The sequence below is a fragment of the Bradyrhizobium sp. SMVTL-02 genome, from assembly GCF_051853005.1.
GTDB lineage: Bacteria > Pseudomonadota > Alphaproteobacteria > Rhizobiales > Xanthobacteraceae > Bradyrhizobium.
In genome coordinates this window covers 4,315,364-4,334,753 of sequence record NZ_CP182469.1, presented here as the reverse complement: position 1 = coordinate 4,334,753, position 19,390 = coordinate 4,315,364, and the positions used below count along the sequence as shown (strand labels likewise).

Genomic DNA, 19,390 nt, shown 5'->3' with positions numbered 1-19,390 from the left:
CCGGAGCACTACGGACTCGCGCCGTGATGATGACGGCGGTCGCCGGCTTCACGGTCCCGAGCTTCGTCCTCGCGCTGCTGCTGGTTCTGGTGTTCGCCGTGCAGCTCGGCTGGTTGCCGTCGAGCGGACGGGACAGCTGGCGCCACGCCATTTTGCCGATCACGACGCTCAGCCTCGGCGGCGCGGCGGTGCTGGCGCGCTTCACCCGCAGCGCGATGCTCGAGGTGCTGGGCCAGCCCTATATCCGCACCGCCTCCGCAAAAGGCGTGCCGTGGCGCAAGGTGGTGACGTCGCATGCGCTGCCGAACGCCGCGATCCCGACCTCGGCCTCGGGGTACAGCCGCCGATGACCAGCCTCGGCAACATGGTCGGCTGCTATGGCTGCGAATACCTGACCCACGCGCCCTGGATCATGCTGGCGCCGGCGACCACCATCGACCACGCTGGCGGTCTCGGTGATCGGCGAGTGGCTGCGCGACCGGCTCGATCCGACCCTGCAATAGGCGCCTGTAGCCCGCGCCGGGAGCAGGGGAGCCCTGTCAGGCCCAAGTTCCCGTTGCACCTCGCCGGCCCCTGCGCTATCCGGCCGGAAAGGCCTGAGGCGGCTCCACATTCTTCCGCCCGGCCGGTCAAGCCCCGAGGACGGAAACCGCCATGCCAGCCTATCGCTCCCGCACCACCACCCACGGCCGCAACATGGCGGGCGCCCGCGGCCTCTGGCGCGCGACGGGCATGAAGGACGCAGATTTCGGCAAGCCGATCATCGCGGTCGTCAACTCCTTCACCCAGTTCGTGCCCGGTCACGTCCATCTCAAGGACCTCGGCCAGCTCGTCGCTCGCGAGATCGAGCAGGCCGGCGGCGTGGCAAAGGAGTTCAACACCATCGCCGTCGACGACGGCATCGCCATGGGCCATGACGGCATGCTCTACAGCCTGCCGTCGCGGGAGCTGATCGCCGACAGCGTCGAATACATGGCCAACGCCCACTGTGCCGACGGCCTCGTCTGCATCTCCAACTGCGACAAGATCACGCCCGGCATGCTGATGGCGGCGCTGCGGCTCAACATCCCCGCCGTATTCGTCTCGGGCGGGCCGATGGAGGCGGGCAAGGTCAAGCTGCAGGGCAAGACCAAGGCCGTCGACCTCATCGATGCCATGGTCGCCGCAGCCGACTCCACGGTCAGCGACGAGGACGTCAAGGTGATCGAGCGCTCGGCGTGCCCGACCTGCGGCTCCTGCTCGGGCATGTTCACCGCCAACTCGATGAACTGCCTCACCGAGGCGCTTGGCCTCGCGCTCCCCGGCAACGGCTCGGTGGTCGCGACCCACGCCGACCGCAAGCGCCTGTTCGTCGAGGCCGGCCACACCATCGTCGACCTCGTGCGCCGCTATTACGAGCAGGACGATGCCTCGGTGCTTCCGCGCAACATCGCCAACTTCAAGGCGTTCGAGAACGCGATGACGCTCGACATCGCCATGGGCGGCTCGACCAACACGGTGCTGCATCTGCTCGCCGCCGCTCATGAAGGGCAGGTGGAGTTCACCATGCGCGACATCGACCGGCTTTCTCGTCGTGTGCCCGTGCTCTGCAAGGTCGCGCCGTCGGTTGCCGACGTGCATGTCGAGGACGTGCACCGGGCCGGCGGCATCATGGGCATTCTCGGCGAGCTCGACCGCGCCGGCCTGATCGACACCTCGGTGTCCACCGTGCACGCGCCGACCATGAACGAGGCGCTGGAGCGCTGGGACATCAAGCGCACCAAGAGCGAGGCGGTGCGCACCTTCTACCGCGCCTCGCCCGGCGGCATCCCCACGCAAGTCGCGTTCAGCCAGGAGCGCCGTTACGACGAGCTCGATGCCGACCGCGAGAATGGCGTGGTGCGCGACCTCGCGCACGCCTTCAGCAAGGACGGCGGCCTCGCCGTGCTCTACGGCAACCTCGCGCAGGACGGCTGCATCGTGAAGACCGCCGGCGTCGATTCCTCGATCCTGAAATTCGCAGGCCCCGCGCGCGTGTTCGAAAGCCAGGACGCAGCCGTGGAAGGCATTCTGGGCGGCAAGGTTGTCGCCGGCGAGGTCGTCGTCATCATCTACGAAGGCCCGCGCGGCGGCCCCGGCATGCAGGAGATGCTGTATCCGACCAGCTATTTGAAATCGATGGGCCTCGGCAAAGCCTGCGCGCTGGTCACCGACGGACGCTTCTCCGGTGGCTCGTCCGGGCTGTCGATCGGCCATCTGTCGCCGGAGGCGGCCGAGGGCGGCAACATCGGCCTCGTGCGGACCGGCGACGTCATCTCCATTGACATCCCGAACCGCAGCATCACGCTCGAGGTCTCCGACGAGGAGCTCGCCAAGCGTCGCGCGGCGGAAGAGGCGAAGGGCGTTGCTGCCTGGCAGGCGACTGGCCGCAAGCGCAACGTCTCGACCGCGCTGCAGGCTTACGCTGCCCTCACCACCAGCGCCGCGCGCGGCGCGGTGCGCGAGTTGAAGCGGCGCTCGAACTGAGCGCGTTTCGCACATGCATGATCGCGAACGCCGCGATCGCACATGGTCAACGAGTTCTGAACCGCCGGCGAGAGCCGGCCGTTGGCATTAAGGATGCTCCGACGAACTTCAGCAGTTCTGGATTTGACAGCGTATACTGCCAACGACCTTCGCACATCCATTTCGGGCAACTGGGGCACCACCACAATGTCTCGTACTCTTGCTGTCGTTTTCTCAACGGCTGTCGCCGCGATGTCCATGACGGGCGCGGCCTCTGCCGGCTGCTACAATTGCTACACGCCGCCGCCCTGCACGACCTGCTATCAGCAGCAATACATTCCGCCGCAATACCGCACCGTCGATGAGACCGTCATGGTCTCGCCGGGCTCGGTGGTCGCGCATCGCACGCCGGCGCAGTACCGCACCGTGATGGTGCCGCAGACCGTGATGGTGGCTCCGCCCGGCGTCCAGTACGAGCGCATCCCGCCGCAATACGCCACGCGCCAGCGCGTCGAGATGGTGTCGCCAGGCTATTCCTATTACGCCCCGGTGCAGATGGGCTGCGCCTCCTGCGGCTACTGAGTCGTCCGTGAAGAGTGGCTAAGCGATTGAGCTAGAATCGCATTTGTCGTTGTGGACTGTTTTGCGTTTGCAGGGGTTTGATGCTTCGGGCGTCGGAACCTTGCAATTTCATTTTCAGGATTGAACGAAGCCGCTGGCGCGGCATGTAGGGAGGCATAGCAAGGATTGCCTCCTGTCTGAGAGGATTGCGGGTTTTCGAAGCCCAACCCTTTAGACAGGAGGTTTTCCGATGGCTGAGATCAGCCCACTTCGCCGCCGCATGATCGAGGACATGACGGTCCGCAATCTGTCACCGGCGACGCAGCAATCCTACCTCAACGCCGTAGCGAAGTTGAGCCGATATTTCGGTCGTTCTCCTGACCGCCTCGACCTGGAGGATATCCGTGCTTTCCAGGTTCATCTGGTTGCGACGGGGATGTCCTGGCCGGCGCTGAACCAGATCGTCTGCGCACTGCGGTTTTTCTACGGTGTGACGCTGGGTCATGACACCGTTCCGGAGCGCATCGCCTATGCGCGTAAACCGCGCAAACTGCCGGTGGTGCTGAGCGCCGACGAGGTCGTGCGCTTCCTGGAAGCAATCCCAAGCCTCAAGAGCCGTACCGCGCTGACCACCGTCTATGCCGCAGGCTTGCGCGTATCGGAAGTGGTCCTCTTGAAGGTTGTCGACATTGATAGCCAGCGGATGTTGATCCGGGTCGAGCACGGCAAGGGCGGCAAGGACCGTTACGTTATGCTCTCGCCGCAGCTTTTGAGGATTCTGCGGACGTATTGGCGGCTCACTCGGCCCAAACGATGGCTATTTCCCGGCCGCGACGACGAGCGTCCGCTCGTCCCTAACGTGCTGCACGCCGCCTGCCGTTCAGCCTGTACGGCGGCCGGCTTGAGCAAGTCGGTGACAGTGCATACGCTGCGGCACACATTCGCGACCCATCTCCTGGAGAACGGGGCCGACGTGCGCATCATCCAGGTGCTGCTCGGCCATGCCAGTCTGCAGAGCACGGCGCGCTATACCCAAGTCGCCACAAAGACCATCAGCAATACGCCAAGTCCGCTTGACCGGCTCCGCCTGGAGGTCGTGCCGCCCGGCTGAGCGGACCTGATGACTCCAGTTCTGGAAGTGGCGGATATCTTCCGCCGCCACGGCGAAGCGTTTCGGCAAGCTCGTGCCGGACATCTGGGTCGCGTCGAGCGGCGCGTCATGGGCGCGATCACGGCATGCCGGACGGCTGTGCTTGGCGGCCACATCGAGCAATGCGACGACTGCGGTGCCACCCGGATCGCCTACAACTCCTGTCGCAATCGGCATTGCCCGAAGTGCCAAGGCTCGGCGCGCGCGCAATGGCTTGCCGAGCGACAATCCGAACTCCTTCCCGTGCCATACTTCCACGTCGTCTTCACCTTGCCGGCGCCGGCCAGAGAGATTGCTTTCCAGAACAAGGCGGTGGTCTATGCCATTCTGTTCCGCTGCGCGGCCGAGACGCTCACCACCATCGCGGCCGACCCCAAGCATCTCGGCGCTCAGCTCGGTCTGACCGCCGTCCTCCATACTTGGGGTCAAACCCTGCAACACCATCCGCATATCCACTGCGTCGTGCCTGGTGGTGGACCTTCACTCGACGGCACACACTGGGTCGCTTGCCGGCCCGGCTTCTTCCTGCCGGTGCGCGTCCTCTCCAGGCTGTTCCGCCGCCTGTTTCTGCAAGAGCTGCAAGCTGCCTTCGCGGCTGGCCAGTTGGGCTTCTTTGGCGATCTCGCCCGTCTCGCCGATCCCGCCGCATTCGCCGAGCGCCTCGCTCAACTTCGATGGACCGACTGGGTCGTCTATGCCAAGCCGCCATTCGGTGGGCCCGAACAGGTGCTGGCTTATCTCGGCCGCTATACGCATCGCGTCGCCATCGCCAACAGTAGGCTGATCTCGCTTGCCGACGGCAAGGTGAGCTTTGCCTGGAAGGACTATCGGCAGAATCGTAAAACCAAAGTGATGACGCTTAAGGCCGATGAGTTCATTCGTCGCTTTCTCCTGCACACCCTGCCGGACAGCTTCCACCGCATCCGCCACTATGGTTTCCTCGCCAATGGCGGACGCAACGATAAAATCGCTTTCTGCCGTCAACTCCTTGCTGTCCGCAACGCTCCGACTGATCAAGAAGCCGGCGCCGATCCCCTCACCAAATGCGAGATCCCCGTCTGCCCGCATTGTGGCGGCACCATGCGGCGCGTCGATATCGTCCCGCGAGCCTGCGCGCGCGACCAGCCGTTTCATTGTGATACGTCATGACCAGCGTCTGTACCATCCACCCCTTCCGTAATCACCTTCTTGGTGGCAACGTCCGAAGTCGCCGTGGCCGCGCTCGTCACCGAACACCCCGCCAATCGTTCGGTAGCGCATCCCAGCGCTGCAAATCGCTCGCTGGATCGCGCCCTTGGCCCGATCAATCGGGCCCCTCACATCCGATGAATGACTCGCGGACGCGCGGCGACCACAGGCGAGCGTTCCCCGCAGCCGCACCCGCTGCACTATTCCCATAGCGCCCACAACTCCGCAGCTTCGTTCAATCCGGCTTCTATGAGGTCGCACGCACCACAGAGCGCGCGGCTCGCGCCTGCCACGCGACCTCACAGAACCCTCAAGATTGAACGAAGCCGCTGGCGCGGCATGTAGGGAGGCATAGCAAGGATTGCCTCCTGTCTGAGAGGATTGCGGGTTTTCGAAGCCCAACCCTTTAGACAGGAGGTTTTCCGATGGCTGAGATCAGCCCACTTCGCCGCCGCATGATCGAGGACATGACGGTCCGCAATCTGTCACCGGCGACGCAGCAATCCTACCTCAACGCCGTAGCGAAGTTGAGCCGATATTTCGGTCGTTCTCCTGACCGCCTCGACCTGGAGGATATCCGTGCTTTCCAGGTTCATCTGGTTGCGACGGGGATGTCCTGGCCGGCGCTGAACCAGATCGTCTGCGCACTGCGGTTTTTCTACGGTGTGACGCTGGGTCATGACACCGTTCCGGAGCGCATCGCCTATGCGCGTAAACCGCGCAAACTGCCGGTGGTGCTGAGCGCCGACGAGGTCGTGCGCTTCCTGGAAGCAATCCCAAGCCTCAAGAGCCGTACCGCGCTGACCACCGTCTATGCCGCAGGCTTGCGCGTATCGGAAGTGGTCCTCTTGAAGGTTGTCGACATTGATAGCCAGCGGATGTTGATCCGGGTCGAGCACGGCAAGGGCGGCAAGGACCGTTACGTTATGCTCTCGCCGCAGCTTTTGAGGATTCTGCGGACGTATTGGCGGCTCACTCGGCCCAAACGATGGCTATTTCCCGGCCGCGACGACGAGCGTCCGCTCGTCCCTAACGTGCTGCACGCCGCCTGCCGTTCAGCCTGTACGGCGGCCGGCTTGAGCAAGTCGGTGACAGTGCATACGCTGCGGCACACATTCGCGACCCATCTCCTGGAGAACGGGGCCGACGTGCGCATCATCCAGGTGCTGCTCGGCCATGCCAGTCTGCAGAGCACGGCGCGCTATACCCAAGTCGCCACAAAGACCATCAGCAATACGCCAAGTCCGCTTGACCGGCTCCGCCTGGAGGTCGTGCCGCCCGGCTGAGCGGACCTGATGACTCCAGTTCTGGAAGTGGCGGATATCTTCCGCCGCCACGGCGAAGCGTTTCGGCAAGCTCGTGCCGGACATCTGGGTCGCGTCGAGCGGCGCGTCATGGGCGCGATCACGGCATGCCGGACGGCTGTGCTTGGCGGCCACATCGAGCAATGCGACGACTGCGGTGCCACCCGGATCGCCTACAACTCCTGTCGCAATCGGCATTGCCCGAAGTGCCAAGGCTCGGCGCGCGCGCAATGGCTTGCCGAGCGACAATCCGAACTCCTTCCCGTGCCATACTTCCACGTCGTCTTCACCTTGCCGGCGCCGGCCAGAGAGATTGCTTTCCAGAACAAGGCGGTGGTCTATGCCATTCTGTTCCGCTGCGCGGCCGAGACGCTCACCACCATCGCGGCCGACCCCAAGCATCTCGGCGCTCAGCTCGGTCTGACCGCCGTCCTCCATACTTGGGGTCAAACCCTGCAACACCATCCGCATATCCACTGCGTCGTGCCTGGTGGTGGACCTTCACTCGACGGCACACACTGGGTCGCTTGCCGGCCCGGCTTCTTCCTGCCGGTGCGCGTCCTCTCCAGGCTGTTCCGCCGCCTGTTTCTGCAAGAGCTGCAAGCTGCCTTCGCGGCTGGCCAGTTGGGCTTCTTTGGCGATCTCGCCCGTCTCGCCGATCCCGCCGCATTCGCCGAGCGCCTCGCTCAACTTCGATGGACCGACTGGGTCGTCTATGCCAAGCCGCCATTCGGTGGGCCCGAACAGGTGCTGGCTTATCTCGGCCGCTATACGCATCGCGTCGCCATCGCCAACAGTAGGCTGATCTCGCTTGCCGACGGCAAGGTGAGCTTTGCCTGGAAGGACTATCGGCAGAATCGTAAAACCAAAGTGATGACGCTTAAGGCCGATGAGTTCATTCGTCGCTTTCTCCTGCACACCCTGCCGGACAGCTTCCACCGCATCCGCCACTATGGTTTCCTCGCCAATGGCGGACGCAACGATAAAATCGCTTTCTGCCGTCAACTCCTTGCTGTCCGCAACGCTCCGACTGATCAAGAAGCCGGCGCCGATCCCCTCACCAAATGCGAGATCCCCGTCTGCCCGCATTGTGGCGGCACCATGCGGCGCGTCGATATCGTCCCGCGAGCCTGCGCGCGCGACCAGCCGTTTCATTGTGATACGTCATGACCAGCGTCTGTACCATCCACCCCTTCCGTAATCACCTTCTTGGTGGCAACGTCCGAAGTCGCCGTGGCCGCGCTCGTCACCGAACACCCCGCCAATCGTTCGGTAGCGCATCCCAGCGCTGCAAATCGCTCGCTGGATCGCGCCCTTGGCCCGATCAATCGGGCCCCTCACATCCGATGAATGACTCGCGGACGCGCGGCGACCACAGGCGAGCGTTCCCCGCAGCCGCACCCGCTGCACTATTCCCATAGCGCCCACAACTCCGCAGCTTCGTTCAATCCGGCTTCTATGAGGTCGCACGCACCACAGAGCGCGCGGCTCGCGCCTGCCACGCGACCTCACAGAACCCTCAAGATTCCGTCGAATCGCCAACCATGATTCCGTCATCACATCGGAGGTGGCGATGCGACCGAAGAAGCACAGGACGACGGGATCGGGCGATCTGTTCCGGGCCAGGCTGGACCAAATCATCAATATGAAGCACGAGCTGGTTCAGCTCGCCGGCAAGGTCGATTGGGACTGGATCGACGGCGAGATCGCGCCGCTCTATAGCGAGAATGGTCGGCCCGGGATCGCGAGCCGCTTCATGATCGGGCTGTTGCTGCTCAAGCACATTTACGGGCTGTCCGATGAGGGGGTGTGCGAGCGCTGGGTCCACGACCCATATTTCCAGTACTTCACCGGCGAAGAGTTCTTCCAGCACGCATTCCCGCACGAGCGCTCGGACCTGAGCCACTGGCGCAAGCGGCTCGGCGACAAGCTGGAGCTGTTGCTGGCCGAGAGCTTGCGGGTGGCACACGAGGCCGGCGCGTTACGCAGCCAGGACATCAAGCGGGTCACAGTCGATACCACCGTGCAGCCGAAGGCGATCACCTTCCCGACCGATGCCAAGCTCTTGCACGCGGCGATCAAGGGGCTCAACCGTCTGGCGAGGAAGCACGGGGTCAAGCTGCGGCAGTCCTATCTGCGCATTGCCAAAACCGCGACAATGATGGCGGGACGCTACGGCCATGCCAAGCAATTCAAGCGGCATCAGCGGCAGTTGCGCATCCTGCGCAGCCGACTGGGCCGGATCATCCGCGATATCCGCCGCAAGATCGAAGGTCAGGCTGTGCTTGAGAACACGTTCGCCCTCCCGCTCAGCCGGGCCTCGCAGATCCGCTCGCAGCAGCAACGCCAGCGCGGCTTCAAGCTTTATTCCTTCCACGCCCCGGAGGTGGAGTGCATCGGCAAGGGCAAAGCAGCCGCGCCTTACGAGTTAATGGCATGGACCACGCCCGCTCTCAGCGGCAACGTGCAGCCCGGCGGGGGGCAGCAGCAGGAGCGCAAGCCATGTCGAATACGAACCTTGTCACAATCGGCATCGATCTCGGGAAGAACACATTCCACGTCGTCGGTCTCGATGCCACAGGCGCAATTACGCTACGCAAGAAGCGGTCGAGAAATCAGCTTGACCAGTCGCTGGGCAATATTCCGCGTTGTCTGATCGGAATGGAGGCGTGTGCAGGCGCACATCATCTGGGGCGCAGGCTCGAGAAATTAGGCCATCAAGTACGGCTCTTGCCGGCGCAGTACGTCAAACCATACCTCAAGGGTCACAAGAATGACTTTCGGGATGCTGAAGCGATCGCCGAGGCCGCTCAGCGGCCGACAATGCGGTTCGTTCCAGTGAAGTCAGCCGAACAACTTGATTTACAGGCACTACACAGAGTTCGCAGTCGATTGGTGACGCAGAGAACGGCGGTCATCAATCAAATCCGGGGCTTTTTGCTTGAGCGAGGGCTACCAGTGCGGCAGGGAGCGGCAGCACTCCGACTGGCACTTCCTCAGATTCTCTCAGCGCCAAACGACAACTTATCGCCTCGCGTGATCCAGCTCATTCAGGACTTGGCCGAGGACTGGCGCTATCTCGACCGACGGGTCGCGTCAATGACGAAAGAAATCGACGAACTCGCTGATCAAGATCCACACTGTCGCCGCCTAATGAGTGCGCCCGGCGTCGGGCCGATCATCTCAAGCGCGATGGTCGCCGCCATCGGAACCGGTGATGCCTTCCATAAAGGCCGAGACTTTGCAGCATGGCTTGGTCTGGTACCAAAGCAAATCTCGACCGGCGATCGAACCATTCTCGGGCGCATATCGAGGCGCGGTAATCGGTACCTGCGAACGCTGTTTATTCAAGGTGCCAGAGCCGTACTTCTGCAGCGTCAGAGTTGGCCTCGGCATGGCTTCGCAGCCTGGTTAGAGGCAGCGTCGAAGCGGCTCCACTCCAATGTCTTGGTTGTTGCCCTGGCCGCAAAACTTGCGCGCATGGCCTGGAGCATGCTCGCAAAGGGCCGTGACTACGACGCCAACCTCCTGGGCCGCACCGCATAAGAAACAGGGCCGGAAAGGAAAATCCAAGGTCGGGATCAGAAGGCACAATAACCCGCCGAGGTTTGCGAGACGGAAAGGACGAATGGAGAAACGGTTCCACCGACACTTCTGAAGCCTGGTTCGACTCCATGGCCCTTCTTGAGGCCGGCGAGTTATTGAGGACAGAAGTGAGCGGATATCCATGATGGCTCGGGGCAACAGCCCCAAATTGAAGCCGGATAGATTGGCGCAAACCGCTTCATCCCTTTGTCGATTCCTCTTGCAACGCGGGCGTGGTCCATAGATCGGCGTCAAAGCCTCCATCGTCACCAACAACCGCCGTTCTCCCGGGGGCCTGTTCGTGCTGCACGCCAGGGCGCTACCCGATAACCCGTACGACGGTCACACCTTGCGGGACGTCATCGACCGCACCGAGACACTCACCGGCTGCGCGATCGAGCGGGCCTATGTCGACAAGGGATACCGCGGCCACGACGCACAAAATCCCCGACGGATCTTCATCTCCGGCCAGAAGCGCGGCGTCTTCGGTGTCATCAAGCGCGAGCTGCGCCGCCGCTCCGCCATCGAACCCATCATCGGACACCTGAAGGCCGATGGTCACCTCGGCCGCTGCTACCTCAAAGGCCGCGCCGGCGATGCGGCTAACGTCATCCTCTCAGCCGTGGGCCACAACTTCCGCCGCATCCTCGCCTGGCTCAGAGAACTCTTGTGCCTCATCCTGCTCCAGCTATGGCGCACGTTCGGCCGTCCCGCCCCGCTCAATTCGCCTTCTTAACGGACGACTACTGACACCCATACGACAACGAACGAGTTTCGCGCGGCGCTCCGTCGGGGCGCCGCGTTTTCTTTTGGCCGCAAGCTAACGGGGCCCGGAACTGGAGCAGAAACTCAGGCCGGGCCCCGCAACCGGCAACGCCCTGGGCGGTGTCGACGGTCCCACCAAGGCTAGTGCACCGGCCTGACACTCGCCTGACAGATCGATTTCCGTGGGAGCGAGGGGCGGCCCCGGCTATGGTGGGGGGCTTGTGGTAAGGCCGGGGCCGCTGGAGGTGCTTGGACTCTTGGGGAAGGCCAAGCGATCGTAGCTTACTCTGCACGCCCGGCGCGCTTCTGTTCGCTTCAGCACATTGCGGGCTCGTTCCAGACCGGAACTTTTCCAGTTTTTCCCGCGCCGATTCACACAGCTTAATGCAAGCAGAAGGATGGCCGCCTTTCCTTGCTCCGTCGAGCAACCGGGGCGTCACCAATGACTGACAAAGAGCCGACGCAGAGCAGGTTTTTCATTCGAATGGGAGGCAAGGGTTGGATGGTCTATGACCGCGAGCGAATGGGCCCAGCACTGATCGGGACCGACATGGCGGCAAACTTGACGAAGGAGCACGCCGAACGGTTGCTACGTGTCCTCATGTCACCGCGCGCGGGGAGCCGTTAAGCGGCGGGCGCCAGGTATCTCGCGATTTTCCCTGCTTCCTGCCACGGCTTCACCGCTTGGCCGCCCGCCAGTTGTTGCTGCTCGGGGTCGAGCGAGATCGTCGAGAATTGTGGCGCGGCAATCATTGCGGCGCTGTCGCGTTTTGGGGAAACGGCCCCAACTCCGTGACAGGAGGAGTTGGGGCCGAAGTTGCCGGGCGAGCAAGGCTTACGCTTAGCCCGGAGCGACATTTGGCATCGAAGCCAGGTCGCTCGCGATGGGGCAACCGGCGTACCCCGGATTTGCAGTGCCCTGGATCTCCCTCTGTGTGGGTGCAACCGAAGGGGCCCGGTGGTGTCGGCTTGCGGCGGAGCTGTTCTAACCCATTGGCGGAACGAAGCCGCGGCCCTTAATGCCGAACTGCGGACGGCTCCCTTTGCGAACAAGGTGGGCTGGCACGTGCTAGACAGGCGGCGGGAGCGTGTGCACGCCACCATCTGCGGTGCCCTCGGCTTCGAGCCGCCGGCCATCGAACCCGGCCGTCGCTCGGCCCTGACCGGGCTCGGACCGATCAGGGCCGAGGTCCGGCGGCCGTTCTCCGGGAATGTGAATCGGGGACGGCTCTCTCTTCGGGGCCACCCCGAGCAGCGCGATGGCGCGAACCTCTTCCATGCGGTCGAGCGCGCGCTCGGTCGCCGACGACGGATCTCTACGTCGTCGGGTTCTGGAATCTGATGGACGATCTGGATGCCCACGAGGCCGCGATTCTCGCGGCAATGATCGAGCGCTGGTGGTCACGGAGCTTGATGCGAGTCGAGGCGGACGAGCTTTGGTTGCTCGGCGCAAGCGATGACCTCGTGCGGGATGGGGAGATCAGCGCCCGCCTGATGGTCTTCTGCTTCCCTGACCCTTCATACTCTCTGTCGCCAGGCGATTGGTCATCTCGTTCCACTGTTCCCATCGTTCGCAGGCGATGTAGGCTGTTGCTTTGGCTTTTTCGGCACGCGCTTTTTTTGTCTTGGACCACCTGGCCCCCCGGCTTCGTCCCCATGGCAAGGCCAGGCATCTCTGAACGCCTCGAGGGCTAGGGTAATGCCCGGTTCATTCAGTCGATCCGGATTATTGTCGATGTATTGAAGAAGGACCTTGGCACTTTCCAAGGCACTGCCTTGCGCTGGGGGACATGCACGCACGTCAGCCGGCAGATTTGGTGAAAAGAGCATCGCAGTCTCGATCATTCCCTCACACGAGCCGGCGAGGCGGGCTTCGTCCTGATCACGCAACGACTTCTGAATAAGTAGCCCGCAAGATTTCTGCGCGTCGGTTCCCTTATCGACGACCGTGCCGCTGACCCTTCCAATGAGCAAGAGGGCTAGGCCGGCAAGAATGATATAGACCCGCATCGCGTCCCCGAATACCAGCGTAATGACAGCAGCGATCAGCGCACTGATGGCTTAAATTTCGATCTGGCGCGTCCCTTGCGCGAAAGTTCTAGCGAAACGCTAACCTTCCTCGACGGCGCCATGATTCGCATCGCGGTCGTCTTGATCCCGGGCTATGCGCATCTTGGGCTTTTCGGGGCGGGCCGTCCAACCGATCGACGGTTGGTTGCCAGTTTTCGACGGTCAATCTTGCGCCGCACTTTCTCGGATGACGCCATTGACTGAATTCGTGAAGATCTGGCGCCTATCGAGATGGCTGATCAGGAAGGCCGCATGAGCTCAATGCTGAGCGACCTAGCTTCGTTCGGGTTCAAGCTGCACCGTTTTCCGCCCACCGTTCAGCTCTCTGAGTCGGTTTACGTATTCCTCAGGCTTCAGCAGATGAAACGGAGCGTTGAGGCCCATGAAAGTCGCTATGCGTCCGATAAAAGCAGTGCAGTTGGTCGTTGCTGCATTCCACAGCGGAGAAGTCTGCTGCAGGTGTTTGATATAGGCAAAGACCCTCTTGGCATCGGCCTCATTCAAATAGACGCGATAGCTGGCGGTCAGATATTGCTCGTCAAGATCGCCATAGCTCGCGCCTGTCTCAGAGGGGACAAATATGAGGTGTCCCAAGATGTACGGCACTTCGTCGCCGGCCGGAGCCAGACCAGCGACCTCGACCTGCTTTTCGCTGGTCTTCCCGTACCAGATGAATGCATGACCGTACGTTGCTGCCGTGCGGGCACGAAAATCAACGTAGTAGGGACCTTTGGCAGCAGTACTTCGGACTGGCTTCGCAACTGCTGGCTTCACGTCTGACGTGGCGGGCGTGGCACCCGTAACGGCAGCCATGCTCCCCGCATGCTTCGTCGCCGAATTGAGCAGAGCGTCCCGCTGCTGCTGATCGGGACGCGCGGCGAGTGGTTGTGCGCTGCTGATCCCGGCCCCCAAGCCCACGAAGGCCGCCAGTATGGCGGCCTTCGCAAAAAGCTCCAGACCCGGATATTTCCGAATCAGTCCCACCATCTTCGAATCCTCTTGGATCAAAGATCCGTTGCAAAGGTAGCTAACTACCCAAACGAACGCCGTCGGCGTACGATCGGACAGTCAGATCAACCTTTGGTCACCACCGGGGACGCCACCGGATATTTGCCCACCGGGCTCTTACCGACAGGGTATTTGCCGACCGGGTATTTGCCAACCGGCGCAGGGGCAGCGGCAACAGGCTGAGGCCGCGGCAGGTCCGCAGCAACTGCGGTCCCAACGAAGGCCAAAGAAGCGATACCGAGGATTGCGAATTTCAACATCTTGTCCCCACCATTATTGGAGTAGCTTGGGATTCACCTTACACGCATAGAAATAACCAGAGGCGAGCCACATCGGCAATCACTAGACCGAGGCTTCAGCACCCCCGAGAGCCCTTTTTTCCCGTATGTTGCGGAAATGGCACGCACAAATTGAGGTGTCTGGTTCCATGTCGGTTCCGTGGTCCAGAAGACGTGTCAGGACCCACTTCAGAGTATCCACGGGAAGACCCGGTGGGTCCGTGCCATATACTCGCGATAGCTGTCGCCAAACGTCTGCAGCATCATTCGCTCTTCTCTCGCGACGCGGCCGAAGAACAAAATCCCGAAGCCGGCGAGGCCCGCAAAACCGGCAATCCAATTAGGCAGCAGCAATGCCTGGGCGATAGCCCACAGCCAAAATGCGGAATACATCGGGTGTCGAACCTTCCGGTAAATCCCTTCCGTCACGAGTTCATGGTTTTCACGCACGTCGAGACTTATCGACCAGTTCCGGCCGAGTGCACGGTGAGTCAGGTGAAACACGCCCAAAGCCGCAATCGCAAAGAGAGACCCCAGCCAAGCCAGCGCGGGATAGAAGCTGTGATTTGCGAAATGAGGTATTCCCGTTGCCACGTAGACGAGCGGAACGAGTCCAAGGCCCGAAAGGGATATGAGCAGGAGCGCGGTTTCCAGTGGGCCGCGAGCGCTCCGCACAATCCTCGCGCGGCGGGAGCGCCGCGCGTACTTATAGCGTATGAGGTACCAGCCGATCGCCAGTGCAACGAAAATGATTTTCGAAATGGTGGGCGTCATTTGAACTAGGCTGCCGCGCCCGGACGACTTGGCAGTTCGCCCTCCGACAACGTCGCGCTCGCGATGAGTCCTCCGTCGTCAGCAATCATCGACACGGCGCCATCGGGGGCAAGCGTCTGGAATTTGGCCGAAATAGGTCCGCATGTCAGCATGAAGTAATCGTACGATGCTCGCTTATCATTTCCACTGACGAACTGGCCGTGCAAGCGGAAGAAATTGAGCCTGATGCGTCGATAGATGTCGTCGTCGAGCATGCGGCTGAATCTCACCACTCTGATGGTCGCTTCGTTTTCCGTCGACAAGCCCATTTCGGCCATCGGCCGGCTTTTGTAAAAGTTCAGGGGGTCGACGAGAGCCTGATAGTCGCCCCAGAATATCGCGGGCGACTTGGCGACGCGTTCCACCGTCGCGCGAAAGCGTGTTGCCTTCGGGTGCAGGCCAATCTTGAGTATGGATGATCCAACGCTCAAGAATGTGACGGGAATTTTGTTCCGGCCAAGCGCGGGGTCCAGCTTCAGGGCGCGTCCAAGTAGATCAACCGCAAGTACGGCGCCGAGACTGTGCCCAATAACCAATATTTCGTCCGCGGCAGAGTTGCCCGACGCAGCCACAAGTTCGGCGGCCAACCTGTCTAGCCTCTGCTCGATTTCCGAATTGCCGTATCGGATATATTCGCGAGAAAAAATCCAATCGTCGAACAAGTCGCCCAGGTGCAGCCACCGCCACGGGCCCGCAAAAACGGCTGCGAACCCGAGGAGACCGCCGCCGGTAGCAATGGGAATTGATCCGGTGATCTTGAATGTGACCACGCCGATCAAGAAGGCGGCCGCGATGAGCAGTACGAACATGGTCAATGGGTAGAGAAAGAAAAGTGCGTAGCGCCAATTGGTCAGCAAGTAACGCCAAAGAGTGCCGGTCAACACGAAATCCAGAAACGTAAGAAGGCCGACAGAAATGCGTGAGCCAATGCTTCGACGGCCGAATGCCTCGATTACGTTGTGCCATCGGACCAGACGGTAATCGGTTTCGACGAGCCAATCGGGGCCGCGGGTCGTCACGTTCCATTGTATCTGGTCGGCGGTTTCATGCAGACCGCCAACTGCCGCCTTCACTGACCAGGCACGTTGGAACCTGCGAATTTCGCGCTCGAATCGTCGTTGTGCGCTGGCATGCGACGTGATTGGATCATAGCCGCCGACATGGAATACCAGCCGCTTCGCTATATGCTTTTCGGACATGGTCATATGGGCGACTCGTGCTTTTCGCTGCTCCGCGTCAATCGACCTGCATCAAACGACAGAACGTTTGACGCCAAGGGTTGTCAAGAGAGAATCGACCGGTTATTGGGGAACATGTGTCGATGTATTTTGCCATTCTTCGCGCAATCCGAACCGCTCGAACAATAGCGTCGATCGGTGCTGCCACCATTGTCGGATTGTCCAGCACGGCGCCCTCTCGAGCACAGGACGAGATATCATCGGGAGAGAGATGCCTTGCGGCAAACTTGGATGTCTCGCTTGGTGCACAATTGCCCCATACGGCAGCGCGTTTGAGATCTGGCGAGCCGTTGAAGATTGTAGCGATCGGATCATCCTCGACAGTAGGACTCTGGGTGCTTAGGTCCGCGGCCACATACCCTGAGGTGATGCGCCGGGAGCTATCGAGGCTTAGATCGAACGCCAAGATCAACGTCATCAACAGCGGTCGAGTCGGCGACACCATTCCGAACAACATCACACGCTTCCATCGTGACGTTTTCGCCCACGCACCTGATCTCGTTATCTGGCAATTGGGCACAAATGACGTGGCCTGGGGTGGCCGGCCGGACCAAGAGCTCAAGAGGAGCGTTCTTGAAGGGGTAAGGGCGCTCAAGGCGGGGGCTGCCGACGTCGTGCTGATGGATTTGCAATATGCGCCGCAGGTGCTCGCGTCCGCCAGCTACCAAACGATGGAGGGCATTATCGCCGATGTCGCGAAGCAGGAACGGGTCGGGTTATTCTCTCGTTTTGCGCTGATGCGAAACTCGATCAATGCCGGAGTTGCGCAAAGCGCGCTTGTAACGTGGGATGGATTGCACAACACCGCCGATGGCTATGATTGCATTGGACGAGCCCTTGCCCGCGCCATCTCAGCGAGCGCGCGTTGAGTGGCCCTAGCTCCGGCAAATCGAAGGCTGCGGCTTCACGTGAGTTTGGACAGCGGCCCTGACAGCGGCGCGAGCGTGCAGATGCCTGCCAACGCGAACAAACACCAATTCCCCTCGACGATCATCGCAGCTCTCGCAGTGGTGACGGCAATTCGTTCCGACGCTGTCAGGAGGTGCGCTCATGCACCAATATGCCAGTCAACTTGTTGACCTATTACTGGTGCTTGTCGCCGCGTGGATGGTGCCAGCGACCATTTTTATTATCTATGCCTATTTCGCTCGTCTTAAGAATCCCGTCAGCGAATCGGTCTTGGGACGTGCGGTCATCATTTCCTTGTTCATCATAACCACGTCGGTTTGGCTCCCGGTCATTTTGGCCGCTATAGCCCTATCACTGACCGGTCATATCTGGTCCCGCTTCAGTATGAAACTACGCAAGTAGGCTAGCTATTCTAAAGGCGCAGAAAGAAAGATTGGAGCGGCACCTCGGCAAACAAAATAGAAAAGCCCGAGCGTTGAGCCAAGTGAATCATGACAATGCGGCGCTCGGCTGCGACAGTGGTGGCGCTGCGGACGACGAGGATTTTGCCAGCCAATCCGCCATCGACGTGGTAGGTGGGGAGCGGTGGGCCTCTATGGAACCATCAGACGTGCAACTGATTGAGCGGTTGTTCTGTAGAGGACCGCTCTGTGACCCAGACCGCCATTATCTTGATCTTACTCGTTGGCGGCGCCTCGTTCGCCTTCGCCCAGAGTGCGGGGGGATCGAGCAGTGGCGGCTCCGCGCCGAGTGGAACTACGGCCACCGGCTCCGCAGGTTATGCGGCCAGCACCCTATCGACCGGGCATACCGTAAGCGGCACTGCTGGCTCCTCCGGTCCCAACGTGGGCAACGCGCTCAGCCATGCAACGACCGGCGGCGACGTGGATGCTTCCTCGGTTACTCAGGCTCCGACCTCGCACGACAACGCCGTGGATACGCCCGCCGCTGAACGCGCCATGAAGAACTTGGGCAACACCGATGTTGGCATTCTCAAGAAGTAGACCACATCCATGGTCAAACCAGAGGTCTTGCAGCTGGATATCACTGGCCGCAATTCGCGATCCATCGCGGCGGGCTACGGGCGGAAGGGGTATCTTGGCAATGTTGATTCAACTGGGTTTTTCTTGTGCCTCGGGAAGAATAGCCATTGTGTTTGCAACGGTCGTCCCCAGCAATATCTCAACCGTAGTTTTCCGCCCGTGAGCGGGCCTTGCGACCTGCTGCCTTCCTTGCGGGCGCTGATGTTTGTAGGTTGCATACTCCGGAATTTGGCAGTCAACCAGGTTAGAGTGCCAAACCCTGCTTTCGGCAGGCCGCGCACTCTTTGAAATACGCGCCGGCTGGAGGAGCTTTGGGGGCGGAGAGACGGCCCCGACTCGCAGGGGCTAGGGGGTATCGGCCGGGGCCGCTCCGCCGGCTCGGGCGGCGAGCCAGCTAAATGCAACGACGGCTCGACAGCGCGGTTCCTCTGAAGGAGACCACAGCGGCAGATTGTCGTCCGGGCTACAAGGCCTTGAACGCTGGGTAGCCAATGCCAGTTCTGGTGTCCGCTTCGCGCTCAGGTCTCCTGCGACGAGGGATGAGTTTTGATTAGATCAACCCGGATGGCTCAAGTCCGCGGCGTCGGCTGCGGCGACGGTGTCGCAGCGGGCTGCTGAGCCGATGGAGCGGAAGGTTGCTGCTGCGGTGCTGTGACCGGCTGGCGATCGCCGCCACCATGCGGGACACAGGTCCCGACGTTGCTCAGCAGCCGTTTGGCTTCAACCTCGCGAGCCTTCTTGTAGTCCCTGCGTCGGTCGATCCGGGCCGCCGCCATCCGGTCCCACGCATCGAACGCATCAGAGTAATGCTGGCGCATCTGCTCCTCAGCGACGAGACAGTCAGTGAACTTGTCGAACACCAAGTCTGTGTTGACGGGCGAAACGCCGCCAACCAGCACTACCAGCATCCATTTCATAGCTTTTGGCTCTCGTTCGCGGCTGCCCACGGGAACGGCGTGACACGAGCAAAGTTCCGGCTCGGCGATGCCACCCC

17 protein-coding genes and 4 pseudogenes are annotated in these 19,390 nt (G+C 61.5%); 14 read left to right on the top strand and 7 right to left on the bottom strand.

The features are described from left to right. Positions 1-11: 11 nt before the first annotated feature. From ACNJYB_RS20445 to ACNJYB_RS20395, 11 genes and pseudogenes are all read left to right on the top strand, one after another. Positions 12-323 (top strand): annotated as a pseudogene (locus tag ACNJYB_RS20445) (ABC transporter permease subunit); the annotation flags it as partial. Continuing rightward, a pseudogene (locus ACNJYB_RS20440) lies at positions 323-503 on the top strand (ABC transporter permease); the annotation flags it as partial. The pseudogenes ACNJYB_RS20445 and ACNJYB_RS20440, both read left to right, overlap by 1 nt. 151 nt (positions 504-654) lie before the next feature. After that, complete coding sequence (ilvD, locus tag ACNJYB_RS20435) at positions 655-2,505, top strand: dihydroxy-acid dehydratase (RefSeq protein ID WP_439368085.1); 1,851 nt, start codon at positions 655-657, stop codon at positions 2,503-2,505. A gap of 237 nt (positions 2,506-2,742) precedes the next feature. Next, positions 2,743-3,066 carry a hypothetical protein gene (locus tag ACNJYB_RS20430; RefSeq protein ID WP_439375605.1) on the top strand — a complete coding sequence of 108 codons (324 nt, stop codon included), beginning with the start codon at positions 2,743-2,745 and terminating at the stop codon, positions 3,064-3,066. Positions 3,067-3,295: 229 nt separating this feature from the next. Next, positions 3,296-4,156: a tyrosine-type recombinase/integrase gene (locus ACNJYB_RS20425; RefSeq protein ID WP_439368084.1), complete on the top strand. Its 861-nt coding sequence runs from the start codon at positions 3,296-3,298 to the stop codon at positions 4,154-4,156. 6 nt (positions 4,157-4,162) lie between these two features. Continuing rightward, positions 4,163-5,344, top strand: coding sequence for an IS91 family transposase (locus ACNJYB_RS20420; protein ID WP_439375460.1), 1,182 nt, complete (start codon positions 4,163-4,165; stop codon positions 5,342-5,344). Positions 5,345-5,808: 464 nt separating this feature from the next. Beyond that, positions 5,809-6,669 (top strand): tyrosine-type recombinase/integrase, encoded by an 861-nt coding sequence (locus ACNJYB_RS20415; RefSeq protein WP_439368084.1) that lies wholly within the window; start codon positions 5,809-5,811, stop codon positions 6,667-6,669. A 6-nt stretch (positions 6,670-6,675) separates the two neighbouring features. Further along, on the top strand, positions 6,676-7,857 hold the full coding sequence (locus tag ACNJYB_RS20410) for an IS91 family transposase (RefSeq protein WP_439375460.1): 1,182 nt from the start codon (positions 6,676-6,678) through the stop codon (positions 7,855-7,857). A 403-nt stretch (positions 7,858-8,260) separates the two neighbouring features. Then, positions 8,261-9,166: pseudogene (locus ACNJYB_RS20405) on the top strand (IS5 family transposase); the annotation flags it as partial. Positions 9,167-9,189: 23 nt separating this feature from the next. Then, positions 9,190-10,233, top strand: a complete 1,044-nt coding sequence (locus tag ACNJYB_RS20400) for an IS110 family transposase (RefSeq protein ID WP_128944741.1) — start codon at positions 9,190-9,192, stop codon at positions 10,231-10,233. A gap of 286 nt (positions 10,234-10,519) precedes the next feature. Further along, positions 10,520-11,008 (top strand): annotated as a pseudogene (locus ACNJYB_RS20395) (IS5/IS1182 family transposase); the annotation flags it as partial. Between the two features lie 653 nt (positions 11,009-11,661). Here ACNJYB_RS20395 and ACNJYB_RS20390 read toward each other — a convergent pair. The 5 genes from ACNJYB_RS20390 to ACNJYB_RS20370 form a co-directional block, all read right to left on the bottom strand. Continuing rightward, entirely contained in the window at positions 11,662-11,790 is a 129-nt protein-coding gene (locus ACNJYB_RS20390) for a hypothetical protein (RefSeq protein ID WP_439368083.1), read from the bottom strand. Positions 11,791-12,582: 792 nt separating this feature from the next. Further along, positions 12,583-13,047 (bottom strand): Rap1a/Tai family immunity protein, encoded by a 465-nt coding sequence (locus ACNJYB_RS20385; RefSeq protein WP_439368081.1) that lies wholly within the window; start codon positions 13,045-13,047, stop codon positions 12,583-12,585. Positions 13,048-13,380: 333 nt separating this feature from the next. Continuing rightward, positions 13,381-14,094: a hypothetical protein gene (locus ACNJYB_RS20380; RefSeq protein ID WP_439368079.1), complete on the bottom strand. Its 714-nt coding sequence runs from the start codon at positions 14,092-14,094 to the stop codon at positions 13,381-13,383. A gap of 488 nt (positions 14,095-14,582) precedes the next feature. Next, the gene (locus ACNJYB_RS20375) at positions 14,583-15,167 is read right to left on the bottom strand and encodes a protein-S-isoprenylcysteine O-methyltransferase (RefSeq protein ID WP_439368078.1); all 585 of its coding nucleotides are present in this window, start codon (positions 15,165-15,167) and stop codon (positions 14,583-14,585) included. A 5-nt stretch (positions 15,168-15,172) separates the two neighbouring features. After that, on the bottom strand, positions 15,173-16,411 hold the full coding sequence (locus ACNJYB_RS20370) for a hypothetical protein (RefSeq protein ID WP_439368076.1): 1,239 nt from the start codon (positions 16,409-16,411) through the stop codon (positions 15,173-15,175). A gap of 116 nt (positions 16,412-16,527) precedes the next feature. Between ACNJYB_RS20370 and ACNJYB_RS20365 the strand changes: the two genes are divergently transcribed. Both ACNJYB_RS20365 and ACNJYB_RS20360 read left to right on the top strand, forming a co-directional pair. Continuing rightward, a complete protein-coding gene (locus tag ACNJYB_RS20365; RefSeq protein ID WP_439368074.1) occupies positions 16,528-17,313 on the top strand; it encodes an SGNH/GDSL hydrolase family protein in 786 nt (261 codons plus the stop codon). 181 nt (positions 17,314-17,494) lie between these two features. After that, positions 17,495-17,755, top strand: coding sequence for a hypothetical protein (locus tag ACNJYB_RS20360; RefSeq protein ID WP_439368073.1), 261 nt, complete (start codon positions 17,495-17,497; stop codon positions 17,753-17,755). Between the two features lie 10 nt (positions 17,756-17,765). Here ACNJYB_RS20360 and ACNJYB_RS20355 read toward each other — a convergent pair whose 3' ends face one another. Next, entirely contained in the window at positions 17,766-17,909 is a 144-nt protein-coding gene (locus ACNJYB_RS20355; protein WP_439368071.1) for a hypothetical protein, read from the bottom strand. A 94-nt stretch (positions 17,910-18,003) separates the two neighbouring features. On the opposite strand from ACNJYB_RS20355, the gene ACNJYB_RS20350 reads away from it, so the two are divergent. Beyond that, complete coding sequence (locus ACNJYB_RS20350; RefSeq protein ID WP_439368069.1) at positions 18,004-18,357, top strand: hypothetical protein; 354 nt, start codon at positions 18,004-18,006, stop codon at positions 18,355-18,357. Between the two features lie 608 nt (positions 18,358-18,965). Here ACNJYB_RS20350 and ACNJYB_RS20345 read toward each other — a convergent pair. After that, positions 18,966-19,313, bottom strand: a complete 348-nt coding sequence (locus ACNJYB_RS20345; RefSeq protein ID WP_439368068.1) for a hypothetical protein — start codon at positions 19,311-19,313, stop codon at positions 18,966-18,968. Positions 19,314-19,390: the final 77 nt, after the last annotated feature.